General features: G+C 74.5%; 9 protein-coding genes and 1 pseudogene. 7 read left to right on the top strand and 3 right to left on the bottom strand.

The annotated features are described in order from the left end of the window. Positions 1–82: 82 nt before the first annotated feature. On the top strand, positions 83–2,518 hold the full coding sequence (locus FXF51_RS18865) for a glycoside hydrolase family 3 N-terminal domain-containing protein (RefSeq protein ID WP_148435804.1): 2,436 nt from the start codon (positions 83–85) through the stop codon (positions 2,516–2,518). Then, entirely contained in the window at positions 2,502–3,527 is a 1,026-nt protein-coding gene (locus FXF51_RS18860; protein WP_148435803.1) for a LacI family DNA-binding transcriptional regulator, read from the top strand. Before FXF51_RS18865 ends, FXF51_RS18860 begins: the two co-directional genes overlap by 17 nt. Before the next feature lie 8 nt (positions 3,528–3,535). On the opposite strand, the gene FXF51_RS18855 is transcribed toward FXF51_RS18860, so the two are convergent. Next, on the bottom strand, positions 3,536–6,469 hold the full coding sequence (locus FXF51_RS18855) for an AfsR/SARP family transcriptional regulator (protein ID WP_262379637.1): 2,934 nt from the start codon (positions 6,467–6,469) through the stop codon (positions 3,536–3,538). Between the two features lie 152 nt (positions 6,470–6,621). On the opposite strand from FXF51_RS18855, the gene FXF51_RS18850 reads away from it, so the two are divergent. The 4 genes from FXF51_RS18850 to FXF51_RS18835 all read left to right on the top strand — a co-directional run bounded on the left by FXF51_RS18850 (position 6,622) and on the right by FXF51_RS18835 (position 11,803). Further along, positions 6,622–7,743 carry an FAD-dependent oxidoreductase gene (locus FXF51_RS18850; protein WP_148435801.1) on the top strand — a complete coding sequence of 374 codons (1,122 nt, stop codon included), beginning with the start codon at positions 6,622–6,624 and terminating at the stop codon, positions 7,741–7,743. A gap of 160 nt (positions 7,744–7,903) precedes the next feature. Continuing rightward, positions 7,904–9,571: a serine/threonine-protein kinase gene (locus FXF51_RS18845; protein ID WP_148435800.1), complete on the top strand. Its 1,668-nt coding sequence runs from the start codon at positions 7,904–7,906 to the stop codon at positions 9,569–9,571. 133 nt (positions 9,572–9,704) lie between these two features. Further along, positions 9,705–10,652, top strand: a complete 948-nt coding sequence (locus tag FXF51_RS18840) for a coiled-coil domain-containing protein (protein ID WP_148435799.1) — start codon at positions 9,705–9,707, stop codon at positions 10,650–10,652. Between the two features lie 125 nt (positions 10,653–10,777). After that, a complete protein-coding gene (locus tag FXF51_RS18835) occupies positions 10,778–11,803 on the top strand; it encodes an iron-containing redox enzyme family protein (RefSeq protein WP_148435798.1) in 1,026 nt (341 codons plus the stop codon). A gap of 8 nt (positions 11,804–11,811) precedes the next feature. Here the strand turns inward: FXF51_RS18835 and FXF51_RS18830 are convergent, their stop codons facing one another. Continuing rightward, entirely contained in the window at positions 11,812–12,552 is a 741-nt protein-coding gene (locus tag FXF51_RS18830; protein ID WP_148435797.1) for a class I SAM-dependent DNA methyltransferase, read from the bottom strand. Between the two features lie 149 nt (positions 12,553–12,701). On the opposite strand from FXF51_RS18830, the pseudogene FXF51_RS62680 reads away from it, so the two are divergent. Next, positions 12,702–12,812 (top strand): annotated as a pseudogene (locus FXF51_RS62680) (hypothetical protein); the annotation flags it as partial. On the opposite strand, the gene FXF51_RS62675 reads toward FXF51_RS62680, so the two are convergent. Beyond that, complete coding sequence (locus FXF51_RS62675) at positions 12,776–13,969, bottom strand: glycosyltransferase family 2 protein (protein ID WP_262379635.1); 1,194 nt, start codon at positions 13,967–13,969, stop codon at positions 12,776–12,778. The pseudogene FXF51_RS62680 and the gene FXF51_RS62675 overlap by 37 nt on opposite strands. Positions 13,970–13,982 lie beyond the last annotated feature (13 nt).

The following is a 13,982-nucleotide window of genomic DNA, read 5'->3' as shown; positions in this document are numbered from 1 at the left end:
GGTTTCGCGCGGGGCCGCCCACCGGTGTCGAAACATTTCGAAAACTTACGGCAGTACCGCACCTCTTTAAGGAGCGCAGTAGATGACGGCTCTTGATCGGACCCCGACGGCGGAGCGGGCGGTCCGCCCGTGGCAGGACCTGGCGCTCGCCGTGACCGACCGAGTCGAAGCCATCCTTGCGGAGATGACGCTGGAGGAGAAGGTCGGGCAGCTCGGCAGCCGGTGGTTCGGCAACGACATGAGCCCGGCCGCCGGCGGCGGCCCGGGGCCGGAGCCCGGCGCCGAGTCGCTGAACGTGGCGCCCATGCAGGACGTGTTCGCCGCCTCCGGCACCGTTCCGCTGGACGAGGCCGTCCGCCACGGGCTCGGCCACCTCACCCGCGTGCACGGCAGCGCCCCCGTCACCCCGGCTGAGGGCGCGGCCGAGGTCGTCCGCCTGCAGCGCGCCGTCGTCGCGGCGTCCAGGCTCGGCATCCCCGCGATCGTGCACGAGGAGTGCCTGACCGGCTTCACCGCGTACGGCGCCACCGTCTACCCGGCGGCCATCGCCTGGGCGGCCACCTTCGACCCGGAGCTGGTCGAGCGGATGGCGGCCGCGATCGGCCGCGACATGCGGGCCGTGGGCGCGCACCAGGGGCTGTCCCCGGTGCTCGACGTGGTGCGCGACTACCGGTGGGGGCGGGTCGAGGAGACCATGGGCGAGGACCCGTACGTCGTCGCCACCCTCGGCGCCGCCTACGTGCGCGGGCTGGAGAGCGCCGGGATCATCGCCACCCTCAAGCACTTCGCCGGCTACTCCGCCTCGCGCGCCGCCCGCAACCACGGGCCCGTACCGATGGGGCGGCGCGAGCTGACGGACATGATCCTGCCGTCGTTCGAGACCGCCATCGCGCTCGGCGGGGCCCGGTCCGTCATGAACTCCTACTCCGACGTGGACGGCGTGCCCGCGGGGGCCGACCCGTGGCTGCTGACCGAGGTGCTGCGCGAGGAGTGGGGCTTCACCGGGACCGTCGTCTCCGACTACTGGGCCGTCCCGTTCCTGGCCACCATGCACCTGGTCGCCGCCGATCCGGAGGAGGCCGGCGTGCTGGCGCTCGGCGCAGGGATCGACGTCGAGCTGCCCGACACGCTGGGCTTCGGGCAGCACCTGGCCGAGCGGGTGCGGCGCGGGGAGCTGTCCGAGGCGGTCGTGGACCGGGCGGTGCGGCGGCTGCTCACGCAGAAGGTGGAGCTCGGGCTGCTCGATCCCGATTGGACGCCTGAGGGGTCGGTCGCCGGGGCCGGGTCCGTGGACCTCGACTCGCCCGCCAACCGGGATCTGGCCAGGGAGCTGGCCGAGCGGTCGATCGTGCTGCTGGAAGCCGGGAACGTGCTGCCGCTGGGCGGCTCGGACCCGATGGAAGAGCGGGTGGTGGCGCTGGTCGGACCGGCGGCGCACGACGCCCGCACGTTCATGGGCTGCTACGCCTTCCCCAACCACGTCCTGCCCCGCCACCCCGGCCTCGGCCTGGGCATCGAGGCGCCCACCGTGCTCGACGCGCTCACCGCCGAACTCCCCGGCACCGAGATCCGCTACGCCAAGGGCTGCGACGTCCGCGGCGAGGACCGCTCCGGCTTCGCCGACGCGATCGCCGCCGCCCGCGACGCGGACGTGTGCGTGGCCGTGGTCGGCGACCTGGCGGGCCTGTTCGGCCAGGGCACGTCGGGCGAGGGCTGCGACGCCGACGACCTGCGGCTGCCCGGCGTCCAGGCCGACCTGCTCGCCGAGCTGGCCGCCACCGGCACGCCGCTGGTCGTGGTCGTCGTCTCCGGCCGCCCGTACGCGCTGGGCGAGGTGCACGCGTACGCCGCCGCGCTCGTCCAGGCGTTCATGCCCGGCGAGGAGGGCGGCGCGGCCATCGCCGGCGTGCTGTCCGGCCGCGTCCAGCCCGTGGGACGGCTGCCCGTGCAGATCCCGCGCGGCCCCGGCGGCCAGCCCGGCACCTACCTGCAGCCGCCGCTCGGCACCGACAGCCACGGCATCAGCAACCTCGACCCGACGCCGCTGTACCCCTTCGGCCACGGCGCCTCGTACACCACCTTCGAGGTCACGGACCTGCGCCTGAGCCACGACGAGGTGCCCACCGACGGCGAGTTCGCCGCGACGGTCACCGTCCGCAACACCGGCGCCCGTGCCGGGGAGGAGGTCGTCCAGCTCTACCTGCACGACGTCCTCGCCCAGGTGACCAGGCCCGTGCGGCAGCTCACCGGGTACGCGCGGGTGCGGCTGGAACCGGGGGAGAGCGCCGGCGTGCGCTTCCACGTGCACGCCGACCGCACCGCCTTCACCGGACGCGACCTGCGCCGCGTCGTCGAGCCGGGCGAGATCGAGGTCCTCGCCGGTACGTCGGCGGCCGAACTGCCGTGCCGCGGCGTCGTACGATTGACCGGCCCGTCCAGGCACGTCGGCCACGACCGGCGGCTCGTCACCCCCGTCGAGGTGCGGGGGCGAGGGGGTGCGGATGCCGTCCAGTCCTAGACGCGCCACGCTCGCCACGGTCGCGGCCTCGGCCGGGGTGTCCGTCGCGACCGTCTCCAAGGTGCTCAACGGCCGGAGCGACGTCTCGCCCGCCACCCGCTCCCTGGTGCAGTCGCTGCTCCAGCAGCACGACTACGTCGCCCCGGCGCCCCGCCGCGAGCCCCCCGGCCTGGCCACGGTCGAGCTGCAGTTCGACGCCGACCTCAACGCGTACTCCACCGAGATCATCCAGGGCGCGGTGGCCGCCGGGGCGGAGGCGGGGGTCGGGATCGTCGTCAGCATCAGGAGCGGTGACACCGCCCGCACCACCGCCTGGGCCCGCCGGCTCGTCGCGGCCGGCCGCCGGGCGCTGATCGCCGTCACCGGGCAGCTCACCTCGGGGCAGCCGGCCGCGCTGGCCAGGGCGCGGCTGCCGCTCGTCCTCATCGACCCGCTCAACCTGCCGCGCACCCGCGTCACCAGCATCGGCTCCACCAACTTCGCCGGCGGCCTGGCCGCCACCCACCACCTGCTGTCGCTCGGGCACCGGCGCATCGCCTACATCGGCGGGCCCGCCACCGCGGCCTGCAACCAGGCGCGGCTGCACGGCTACCGGGCGGCCATGGAGGCGGAGGGGGCGCCGGTCCTGCCCGGGTTCGTGCGTTCGGGGCACTTCCGCTACCACGACGGGATGGCGAGCGGGGCGGCGGTGCTCGACCTGCCGCACGCCCCGACGGCCATCTTCGCCGGATGCGACGAGGTGGCCGTGGGGGTGATGGAGGCGGCGCGGGCGCGAGGGCTGCGGATCCCCGAGGACCTGAGCATCGTGGGGTTCGACGACACGCAGATCGCGCAGCTCACCTCGCCGCCGCTGACGACCGTCCGGCAGCCGCTGCGGGAGATGGGCGGGGTGGCGTTGCGCACGGCGTTGCGGCTGGCGGCGGGGGAGAAGGTGGACTCCCATCATGTGGAGCTGGCCACGGAGCTGGTGGTGCGCGGCTCGACCGCCCCGGTCCCGCGCCGCGCCTGAACCGACGGTCAGCTCAGCTCGCCGTACTCCCGGGTCCCGCAGTGGGCGAAGACGGCGAGCGCCGCCTCCCGCATGGCCGAGGCGGCCGGGCCGTCGCCCACGGCCTCGCGTACGGTGGCCAGGTCGCGCATCGTGCGGGCGCGGAACAGCGGCAGGCCGAGCGCCTCCCACATCGCGACGGACCTGCGCAGATGCTCCTCCGCCCGCGCGTACCTGCCCCGGGCCAGGTGCAGCTCGCCGACGGTGCGCTCGATCAGCGCCATGCCGAACCTGTCCTGGTGCCGCTCGCACTCCTCCAGCGCCTCCCGCAGGCAGGGCAGGACCTCCGTGTCGCCGCCGAGCCGGATCCTGACCTTGGCCAGGGCCTGCACGCAGTACGCGAGCATGAGCGGGTCACCGGCCTCACGCAGCAGGACGACGGCCTGCTCGCTCACTTCCTCGGCCCTGCCCAGCTCCCCCGCCGCCCGGTGCACCAGGCCGATGGTCCGCAGCGTGATCCCCTCACCGCGCTTGCTGCCCAGCCGCCGGAAGGCGGCGAGCGCGTCGTCCAGCAGCTCACGGGCCGGACCGAACTCCCCCTGTTCGAGCAGCACCGATCCGGCCAGCCGCTTGACGTGCCCGACCGCGGCGCCGTCGCCGAGCCGCGTGAACGTCGCGGCCGCCTCCCGCAGATGGGCCAGCGCCACGGCGAGGTCCCCCAGCTCCCTGCAGGCGGTGCCGATGCCCGCCACGGCCACCGCCTCCCCATGCGTGTCGCCTCCCGCGCGCAGCAGCGGCAACGCCTGGTGGAAGAACGCCTGCGCCTCCGGGTAACGGTCCTGGCGGCAGCGCAGCTGACCGAGCCCGACCAGGAGCGTGGCCTCCGCCAGCGGATCGCCCGCCCGCCGCGCCGCCTCCAGCGCGGATTCGTGCGTACGCCGCCACTCCTCGAACCGGGTGTCCACCGAGAACGACGACGAGCACAGGGCGGCGGCCACCTCGCAGGCCACCTTGTACAGGTTCATCGCGGCGGCCCGCTCCACGACGACGACCAGCGCGGGGCTCTCGGCGTTGAACCACGCGAGCAGATCGGGCACCTCCGACTCGACGGGCCTGGCCATGGAGTACTCGCGCCGCGGGGTCAGCGCGCCCGGCGGCCTGGCCGCGGCGGCGCGGGTGATCAGCCACAACCATCCGCCCAGCGCGCGGTTGACGGCCGCCGCGCGTTCGCCTGGCGGATCCTCGGCCTCGGCGCGTTCGGCCGCGTACACGCGCAGCAGGTCGTGCAGGCGGTACCGGGCCTGACCGGCCGCGTCCACGGCGACGTGGTCGAGGAGCTGGGCGTCCATCAGGTGGTCGATGACCTTGTCCGCCTCCGTCTCCGGCACGCCCAGCAGAGCCGCGGGCACCCAGGACGCGAAGTCGGGCACCCCCAGCAGCCCGAGCCACCGGAACGCGCGTTTCGCCTGCTCGTCGAGCCCCTGGTAGCTCAGCGCGACACTGGCGCGCACCTCCAGGTCGCCCGCGGTCAGCTCGTCCAGGCGGCGGCACTCGTCGGCCAGCCGTCCGGCCAGGGCCGCGAGCGGCCAGTGCGGCCTTGCCGCCAGCCGCGCCCCCGCCGTCCGCAGCGCCAGCGGGAGGTGCCCGCACAGATGGACGATGCGCCGGGCAGACTCCTTCTCCGCCTGTACGCGATCGGCGCCGGCCATGCGGGCGAGCAGCTCCAGGGCCGCAGGCGGGTCGAGGACGTCGAGGTCGGTCACGCTGACGCCCTCCAGGCCAGCGAGCCTGCGCCTGGTCGTGATCAGGACGGCGCAGGTGGGGCTGCCCGGCAGCAGGGGACGGATCTGCTGCTCGTTGGCCGCGTCGTCGAGCACCACCAGCACGCGGCGGCCGTGCAGGGCGCTGCGGTAGGCGTCCACGCACTCGGGGGCCGTCGCGGGGACCTCGGAGCACGGCAGGCCGAGCGCCCGCAGGAACCGGCCGAGCACCTCCAGGGCGGGCGCGGGCGAGCCGGTGACGCCGCGCAGGTCGGCGTAGAGCTGCCCGTCCGGGTACGCCGGCGCCACAAGGTGCGCGGCCTTCACCGCGAGCGTCGACTTGCCCACCCCGCCCTTGCCGGAGATGACGCACACCGTGACCGTGTCGCTGGGCGCGCCGAGCAGGGTGGCCAGCTCGTCGAGCTGTTCCTGCCTGCCGGTGAAGTCCGCGACGCCGCGCGGCAGGTGCGCGGGCACCACCCGGGCCGCGGCGCGCACCGGGGTGTCCTGGCCGAGCGCCGGGTCGCCCCGCAGGAGCGCCTCGTACAGCTCCCGCAGCTCGTGCCCGGGATCGACGCCCAGGTCATCGGCCAGCGCCTGGCGGCCCTCGTGGTAGACGGCCAGCGCGTCAGACTGGCGGCCCAGCCGGTACAGGGCCCTCATGAGCATGGCGCGGGGGCGTTCGCGGGCGGGGTGGGCGCGGACGAGCTCGGTCAGCTCGCCGGCCGCCTCCGCGGACCTGCCCAGCGCCAGCTCGGCCTCCAGCAGTTCCTCCACGACGAGCAGGCGCGTCTCGTCCAGGCGGGCCGCCTCGCCGCGCAGGACGTCGCCGACGCCGCCGAGCGCCGAGCCGCGCCACAGCGCCAGCGCCGCCCGCAGGCTCTCGACCACCTGGCCGTGCTCTCCCGCCGCCGCGTGCCGGCGGCCTTCGGCCACCGCCCTGTAGAACGCCTCCACGTCGAGCCGCCCCGGCGGGCACCGGATCGCGTAACCCGGCGACCGGGTCTCGATCAGCTCCGGCTCGCCGGCGTCGGTGAGCGTGCGGCGCAGGCCGTACACGTACGTCTGGACGAGCGCGGCGGCGCTGCGCGGCGGATCGTCGCCCCACAACACGTCCACCAGGCGCTCGCTGGCGACCACCCGCCCTCCCGCCAGCAGCAGCGCGGCCAGCAGAGCACGGGGCTTCGGACCTCCCAATGTCACACGCCGCCCGTCGTCCCAGGCCTCAACGGGGCCCAGCAGACGAAACTCCAATGATGCCCCCTCAGGGAGGTGACGTCCTACCGCAAGTGATAGCACCGCCGCCCCCGCGCCGCCAGCGCTTTAGCGGCCGGCACCTGGAGGGAGGACACCTCATGAACGACTTGACGGCCGCTTCTCCGCAGGCGGGAAGAGCCGGCGGCCGGAAACGGTTGCAGCCTGTCGTGGAGCAGAGCGAGGTCGTGGTCATCGGCGCCGGGCAGGCGGGCCTGTCGAGCGCCTATCACCTGCGCCGGCTGGGCGTCGAGCCCGTCGTGCTGGATGCCGCCCGGGGCGCGGGCGGCGCCTGGCGGCACCGCTCGCCCACGCTCACCATGGAGAAGGTCCACGGCGTGTTCGACCTGCCCGGCATGTCCCAGCAGCACGCGGACGGCGGGCGGCCCGCCGCCGAGGTGGTGCCCGCGTACTACGCCGCCTACGAGAGCGGCACCGGCCTGGACGTGGTCCGGCCCGTGCGGGTCACCGCCGTCAGGGAGGGCGTGGACGGCCGGCTGGTGATCGAGACGGACGCGGGGGAGTGGGCGGCCAGGGCCGTGGTCAACGCCACCGGCACCTGGACGCGGCCGTACTGGCCGTACTATCCGGGCGCCGCGAGCTTCGCGGGACGGCAGTTGCACTACGCCGGGTACCGGGGGCCGGAGGAGTTCGCGGGACGCCGGGTGGTCGTGGTGGGCGGCGGGGCCTCGGCGATGCACGTGCTGTCCGAGCTGGCAGGCGTGGCCGCCGCGACCGCCTGGGTCACCCGCAGGCCGCCCGTCTTCAGGGACGACGACTTCGATCTGGACGCCAGGCGCGAGGCCGTGGCCAAGGTGGACGCGCGCGTCCGCGCGGGCCTGCCGCCGCAGAGCGTCGTCAGCGTCACCGGCCTCACCTACAGCGCCGTCGTGCGCGAGGCGATGGCCAAGGGCGTGCTCAACCGGTTGCCGATGTTCGACCGGATCGTGCCGGACGGGGTGCTGTGGGACGACGGCAGCCGCCTGCGTGCCGACACCATCGTCTGGGCCACCGGTTTCCGCGCGGCCCTCGACCACCTCGCGCCGCTGCGCCTGCGCGAGCCGGGAGGCGGCATCCGCGTGGACGGCACCCAGGTCGTCAGGGAGCCGAGGCTCCAGCTCGTCGGCTACGGCCCTGCCGCGAGCACGATCGGCGCCAACCGCGCGGGACGCACGGCCGCCCGCAACGTCCGCGCCCTGCTGTCGCAGCCCCTCGCGGCTTGACGAGAACGGGAGATTTCCGAGCGGCGCAAACCTACTATAGGAAGTAGTAAAAATACCGTTTGCAGCATGACTCCGGTTACTCCTGCGAAGCTACTCGACACGTGCGGTGACGCCGGGATAGCGTCCTGACATAAGGATCTTTATCCGGTCAGGAGGCCCCATGATGGAGGTTCCCGGTTACAGGGAGATCCGGGAACTCGGCCACGGCGGGACCGGCCGGGTGATGCTCGCCGTGCGCGAATCCGACGGCCTGGCCGTCGCGATCAAGCACCTGTCCGACCCGTTACGCGAGGACACCGCCTTCATCTCCAGGTTCCGCTCCGAGGCCCTGGTCATCCGCGAGATCGACAGCCCGCACACCGCCCGCGTGCTCGACTACGCGGAGTCCGGCGACGACGCCGCCATCGTCATGGAGCTGGTCGAGGGCGTCACGCTGCGGCGGCTGCTGGAGCACGAGGGCGCGACCGGCGGTGAGGCGGCGCTCGCGGTGCTGAAGGGCGCGCTGCTCGGCCTGGCCGAGGCGCACCGGCACGGCGTCGTGCACCGCGACTTCAAGCCCGAGAACGTCATGATCACCCAGGACGGCGACAGCAAGCTCGTCGACTTCGGCGTCGCCGCGCACGTCGGCGAGACCGCCGAGCTGTCCGGCACCCCCTCCTACATGGCGCCCGAGCAGTGGGACGACGCCCCGGCCGGGCCGCAGACCGACGTGTACGCCGCGGCCCTGGTCTTCTACGAGTGCCTGACCGGCCACCGCGCCTTCCACGCCGAGAACGTCGCCGCCCTGGCCTACCAGCACCAGCACGTCCCGCCTGAGCTGGAGGACGTCGAGGAGCCGCTGCGCCCGCTGGTCGGGCACGGCCTGGCCAAGGACCCGGCGGACCGGCCCGAGTCGGCGGAGGCGTTCCTGGAGGAGCTGGAGCAGGCCGCGCGCGCCGCCTACGGAGAGGACTGGGAGCTGCAGGGACGCACCGGCCTCGGCATCCTGACCCTGCCGCTGGCCGCCCTGCTGCCCAGGCCGCAGGCCGCCACCGACGGGGGCGCCGCCACGAACCTGTTCCACAACACGCTCTCGCCCGTGGGCAAGCTGGCGGTGACCGGCGGGCTGGTGATGGCGACGGCGGCCGCGGTGGTGTCGGCGTTCGTGATCCTGGGCGGCGGGCCCGAGCCGGAGAGCGGGACGGCGCTGCCGCCCGCCAGATCCGGCCTGCCCACCACGGGGCCCACCGCAGGGCCCACCAGCTTACCGACGTCGCCGGTCACGCCCGGTTCGCCGACCCCGGTGGAGCCCGTCCCTTCGTCGGGCGGGCCGATCGTGGTGACGCCGCCGATCACGTACGGAGTGCCGCCGAGCGCCTCCTACCCCGGAGGAGGGCCGCCCCAGGGCACCCAGCGGCCCACCGGCGGCCCCGCCACGCGCGAACCCACCCGCGAGCCGACGAGCCGGCCGACCCGGACCGGCGCGCCCGCGCCCAGCACCCGCCCGCCCGCCACCTCACGCCCCGGCGACCCGCCGGACGACGACCCGCCGGGCAAGGGCGAGGACCCGCCCGCCACCACAAAGGCCCCGCCCCCGCCCGAGCCCGCCCCCACCAAGGGGAACGACCCGCTCATCTCGATCTCGGTCAGCGTGTCGGTCGGCCTGCCGGTGCTCGGCGGCGACGGCGACGGGCTGGTGGACGCCGACGTCGGCCTGGGCCTCGGCTCCAGCCTGCTGGGCTTGCTCGTGCTGCCGGGATCGGTGCTGCTCGGCAGGCAGCTCGTGGTCCGCAGGGTACGCAAGGGCCGCGAGTCGGAAATGACGGAAGTTGCGCACGAGGACGGTTGATCCTCTACTATCGTGCGTCGAATAGAGGGCGTCCCCGGGCCTGATTAACTCATGGCCGGAACCTGCCCTGCGGCTCGGGTTAAGGAGAATCGTGGCGGCTGCGTCCTCCGCCGGACGGTTGTACCCTGCCCGGGTGCCGGCCCTGGTGTGCGCCGCGGCCCTGCTGCTCGGCGCCGCCCCGGCGCACGCCGAGCCCAAGCCGACCGTCACGCAGCTCAAGAAGGAGCTGACGACGCTGCAGAAGGACTCGGACAAGCTCATCACCGAGTACTACAACAGCCGCATCGCCCACCAGAAGGCCGAGAAGGCGGAGAAGACGGCCAAGGAGAAGCTGGCCGCCGCGCAGGAGGTCTACGACCACCACTCCACCCAGCTGCGCGCCATGGCCGTCGCCCGCTACATCGGCGGCGACCCCGGCGCGATGGAGCTGCTCGCCGGCGACCAGGACCCTTCCACCGTGCTCGGCCGGATGGCGCTCACCCAGCACCTGATCGACCAGCAGGAGGCCATGCTCCGCGGCCACGCCGAGGTCAGGGACGCCCGCGGCCGGGCCGAGGACGAGGCCGCCGCCCGTACCGAGGAGCTGGAGCAGACGCTCGGCGACCTGGAGTCGCGCAAGAAGAAGGCCGAGAAGCAGATCGAGAAGATCAAGGACAGGATCGACCTGCTCTACACGGCGCCCGGGAGCCGGCCCGACGGCACCTGGGTCCCGCAGCTTCCCCAGGGGCCCGACAACATCACGCCCCGGATGGCGCTGGTCAAGAAGCTCATCGCGGAGCGGTTCGACGTCCCGTACGGGATCGGGTGCTACCGGGCGATCCAGGACGGCGGGGAGCACCCGCTCGGGCGGGCCTGCGACTTCATGCTGAGCCGGGGCGGCACGTTCCCGTCGGCGGACGAGCAGCGGCGCGGCGACCAGATCGCCGCCTGGGCGATCAAGAACGCCAAGCGGCTGGGCATCATGTACGTGATCTACCGGCAGCGCATCTGGCACGTCAGGACGGGAGCCTGGCGCACCATGACCGACCGGGGCGGCACCACGGCCAACCACTACGACCACCCGCACATCTCCGTCTACTGACCTGCTACTGACCTGCGCGTTTGCGCCGCCCGGCCCCGGGCACTCGCAGGGGACGGGGAAGGGGGCCAGGTGAGGACGGCTGCTGCCGGAGACGGTGACGTTCGCGCGGCGGGACAGAGCCCGCGGTGAGGCTTCCCGCGGCGCGCGGGCCGATCACCGCGGCACTCTTCGACCGCCTGGCAAGCCCGCCGGACGACGGCCCGCTCGAAGCCGGGACAGGCTCGGCGGCCGTGCTGGCGGACTGTGACTTCCAGCTCGCCTTGTTCGCCTGCTACGAGCTGCACTACCAGGGCTTCGACGACGTGGACGACGGCTGGGAGTGGCAACCGTCCCTGCTGGCCGCCAGAGCGCTCCTGGAGCGCCGCTTCGAGCGGGCACTCGCCCGCGCCGTCCCCCGCCCGCCCCTCGACGGCCCGCAGGGGGTGCGGCGCGCGCTCAACGAGCTGGTGGCGGCGGACGAGGGCCCGTCGTTGTCCAGGTTCCTGGCCCGCCACGCCGACCGCGCCCAGTTCCGCGAGTTCGTCGTCCACCGGTCGATCTACCACCTGAAGGAGGCCGACCCGCACACGTGGGCGATCCCCCGGCTGGCGGGCGGCCCGAAGGCGGCGCTGGTGGAGATCCAGGCCGACGAGTACGGCGGCGGCCGTCGCGAGGGCATGCACTCCGAGCTGTTCCGCGCCACCATGCGCGGCCTCGGCCTGGATGACTCCTACGGCGCGTACCTGGAGCGGGTGCCGGGCGTCACGCTCGCCGTCTCCAACGCCATGTCGCTGTTCGGCCTGCACCGGCGGCTGCGCGGCGCCCTGGTCGGGCACCTGGCCGCGCTGGAGATGACCTCCTCGCTGCCGAACCGCCGCTACGGTGACGCGCTGCGCAGGCTCGGCGGCGACGACGAGGCCGTGCGCTTCTACGACGAGCACGTCCAGGCGGACGCCGTGCACGAGCAGGTCGCCGCGCACGACCTCTGCGGCGGCTTCGCCAGGGCGCACCCGTCCCTCGCGGGGGACGTCCTGTACGGGGCGGCGTGCGCGCTGGAGCTGGAGCGGCGGTGGGCGGAGCACGTGCTGGCCCGCTGGGAACGCGGCGCCACCTCACTCACCCCGTCGGCCGGCGGCGCGGCGGCCGGCACGGTCGCTCGCGGCGCACGCTGACGTGGCGGTCAGCCCGGTGGCAGGCGGTACACGGTGACGTGGGCGCGGCTGCCGTCCCCGAACGGGGCGCGGTGCCAGTCGGCCCACCGGTGCTCGCGCTCCATCCCCGCCAGCCGCGCCATCAGATCCAGCTCGGCGGGCCAGGCATAACGGTGGTTGGCGGGCAGCAGCCGCACCCCCTGCGCGGTGAGCCGCACCTTGGTGGTCGTCATGTGCTGCTCGGCGGGCGAGATCCGGGCCGCCTCCGCGACCACCACGTCCTCGCCGAGGGCGAGCAGCCGCAGCGCGGCGCCATGGTGGAAGGCGGCAGGGTCGGGCACCCACGCCTCCACCACGAACCTCCCCCCGGGCCGCAGGTGCGCGGCGGCGTTGCGGAAGCACCGCACCTGGGCGTCCTGCGACGGCAGCGCGAAGATCGTGTTCGTGGTGAGCGCCACCAGGCTGAACACCCCGTCCACCCTGGCGTCGGCGAAGTCGCCGACGACCACCTGGAGCCGCTCACCACCGGGCTTGGCTCGCAGCACCCGCACCATGTCGGGGGAGCCGTCGACGCCCGCCACCGTCACCCCGCGCGCGGCCAGCGGCAGCGCGAGCCGTCCCGTGCCGATGCCGAACTCCAGCACGGGCCCGTCGCCCGCCAACAGGTGGAGCTGCTCCACGGTCGCCTCGGTGGGCAGGTCGTCCACCGTCCCGTCGTAAATGTCGGCGATGCTGCGCCCGTAGGCCGACGGGTCGAACGGGGAGCCCATCACGGCACTCGGCGGCGGGGCGGGGCGGGGGATCGGCGCACGGCGGCTCCTCGCGTTGGCGGGCGGGGGGCACGGATCTTCTGTTACCCGGCCGGTCCGCGGGCCAACCGCGCAGGTGAAGGGCCGTTTCCACGGGGAAGGGGAGAGGCATGGACGACAGGGTGACGGTGACGCCGTGCGAGGACGGGCCGCTGCTGGTGCGGGGGCCGTTCGAGCTGGTGACTCAGGACGGCGTGCCGATCCCCGCAGGCCGGGCCACCGTGGCGCTGTGCCGTTGCGGGCTCTCGGCTGCGAAGCCGTTCTGCGACGGCTCGCACAAGGCCGCCGGGTTCCGCGCGTCCAGCGAGCCCGACCGCCGCGCGGAGTGAGCCGACCGGCGCAGCCACCGCACGGAGTGCGCGGCCCGGCGGAGCCTGCGCCCGGCGTACGGGACGCCTCCGCAGGCCGCCGCCCCCACGGCCAGCCAGCCGCAGACGGCCCGTTCCAGCACCCAGACGGGCGCGAACAGCGACGCCGTGCGCGGGAAGACGCGCCCGCCGCCCGCCCTGCGCCGCCCCAGCTCGGCCAGCGCCACGGCCGCGCCCGCGCCGGCGGCGACTGGACCGTACCTGCGGCGCAGCACGCACCAGGCCAGGCCGGGCAGCACGGACAGGAACAGCGCCAGCCGCGCGGGCTGCGCCAGGTCGTCGTAGGCCTGGCGGACGCGCTGGCTCCAGAAGCGCGCGGCCTCGGGCGGCAGGCGCGGCACGTACAGGTCGAGGGGCCGCAGCTCCCTGCCGCCGTGCGCGCGGACGGTGCGGATGAGCTCCAGGTTCTCGAACAGCACGTCACCGTTGTAGCCGCCCATGCGCAGGAAGAACGAGCGGCGCACGCCTAGCGTGCCGGGGTAGTCGGCGCCGAGGCCGCGGTTGAGCAGCGTTCTGGCGGTGTCCCACCGGGCGTGCCACGGGAGGCGGGCGAAGCGGTTGCGCGGGCGGGCCGGCTCGGCGCGGGTGAAGTGGTTGCGCGGGCGGGCCGGCTCGGCGCGGGTGAAGCGGTTCCGCGGGCGGGCCGGCTCGGCGCGGGTGAAGTGGTTCTGCGGGCGGACCAGCTCGGCGCGGGCGAGCAGCGCCGCCATCCTGGCCAGGGCGGGCCCGTCGTAGCGGACGTCGTCGTCGGCGATGACGACGTGCTCGGCCGTGGCCAGCCGCATGCCGGTGATCACCCCGTTCACCTTGCCGTTGGCGAAGCGCAGGTCGGGGGCCGGTCTGACGTGCGCGGCGAGGCCGTGCCAGGCGGCGGCGTGCCGCTCGAACAGCTCAGGGGGTGAGCCGTCCACGACGATGATCCGCACGTGACGGCTGAGCGCGCGCAGGTAGGCGGTCAGCTCGCCGAGGCCGCGGTCGTCCGCCCACCGCAGTGGCAGCACGTAGTCCATCCCCCGTCCCATA

It is taken from the genome of Nonomuraea sp. PA05 (assembly GCF_008086045.1).
Taxonomy (GTDB): Bacteria; Actinomycetota; Actinomycetes; order Streptosporangiales; family Streptosporangiaceae; genus Nonomuraea; species Nonomuraea monospora.
Note: the sequence above shows the minus strand (reverse complement) of the source record. Positions and strands in the feature narration are given on the sequence as shown.

Bases quoted from the DNA above. Each gene is read 5' to 3' on its own strand.
- FXF51_RS18865 (WP_148435804.1), top strand. From the start codon at position 83: ATGACGGCTCTTGATCGGACCCCGACGGCGGAGCGGGCGGTCCGCCCG.
- FXF51_RS62675 (WP_262379635.1), bottom strand. From the start codon at position 13,969: ATGGACTACGTGCTGCCACTGCGGTGGGCGGACGACCGCGGCCTCGGC.
- FXF51_RS18850 (WP_148435801.1), top strand. From the start codon at position 6,622: ATGAACGACTTGACGGCCGCTTCTCCGCAGGCGGGAAGAGCCGGCGGC.
- FXF51_RS18830 (WP_148435797.1), bottom strand. From the start codon at position 12,552: ATGGGCTCCCCGTTCGACCCGTCGGCCTACGGGCGCAGCATCGCCGAC.
- FXF51_RS18860 (WP_148435803.1), top strand. From the start codon at position 2,502: ATGCCGTCCAGTCCTAGACGCGCCACGCTCGCCACGGTCGCGGCCTCG.
- FXF51_RS18845 (WP_148435800.1), top strand. From the start codon at position 7,904: ATGATGGAGGTTCCCGGTTACAGGGAGATCCGGGAACTCGGCCACGGC.